Here is a 681-nt window from a genome sequence, read left to right as displayed (position 1 = left end):
GGCGTCCGGGGCCGGCGCCACCGCGGCCTCTGGAGCGGGTGCCGCATCTGGTGCCGGAGCCGGCGCCGGTGCCGCCTCGGGAGCGGGCACGGCCGCCAGCGGCGCGGCGTCCGAAACCGGGCCGACGGCATTTGCCGGGTCGATCCCCTGCGGCAGGTGCGCCTCGGTGCCGGGGATGGCACCCGCCGCGGGAACGTGTGCCACCTGAGGGTCGGCCACGAACTGATTCACCGCTGCCGCAACGTTCTTCGACCCCGACGGCACCGCACTGTTGCCCGCGAACGCCGCCGCCGCGGCCATCAACATCGAGGCGGCGTTCGTCGGGTCACCAGCGGCCTGCTGAATCGCCGGCCCCAGGCTCTCCATCGCGGGGAGTCCGGGTGCCTGAAGGCCGTTGATCGGCAACGGCAACGGCAGGGGCGGCGCGGGCTCTGCGTGGGCGACCGGTTGGGCGCTCAGCACGAGCGCGGCCGTCGCACCGAGTGCGATCAGAAGCGTTCTGGTCGTTGGCATGACTCTCCCGTGATGTCGATGGGTGGTGCGGCGTTACGCGGTGAGCGTCAGGGCAGCGCGGAGGTGGGGAAGAACAGCGGTGCCAGCGCGCCGTCGGCCGCGTGGGAGAAGACGGAGGCGGCCACGGTGTCGTGCTCGCCGACGGTGAACGATGCCGGGACGCTGTAG

At 73.1% G+C, this 681-nt stretch carries 1 pseudogene; it reads right to left on the bottom strand.

The features are described 5' to 3' along the window. Nucleotides 1-513: pseudogene (locus H7J06_RS24615) on the bottom strand (Rv1157c family protein); the annotation flags it as partial. Nucleotides 514-681: the final 168 nt, after the last annotated feature.

The sequence above is a fragment of the Mycolicibacterium hodleri genome (genome assembly GCF_025822245.1).
Taxonomy (GTDB): domain Bacteria; phylum Actinomycetota; class Actinomycetes; order Mycobacteriales; family Mycobacteriaceae; genus Mycobacterium; species Mycobacterium hodleri.
Note: the sequence above shows the minus strand (reverse complement) of the source record. Positions and strands in the feature narration are given on the sequence as shown.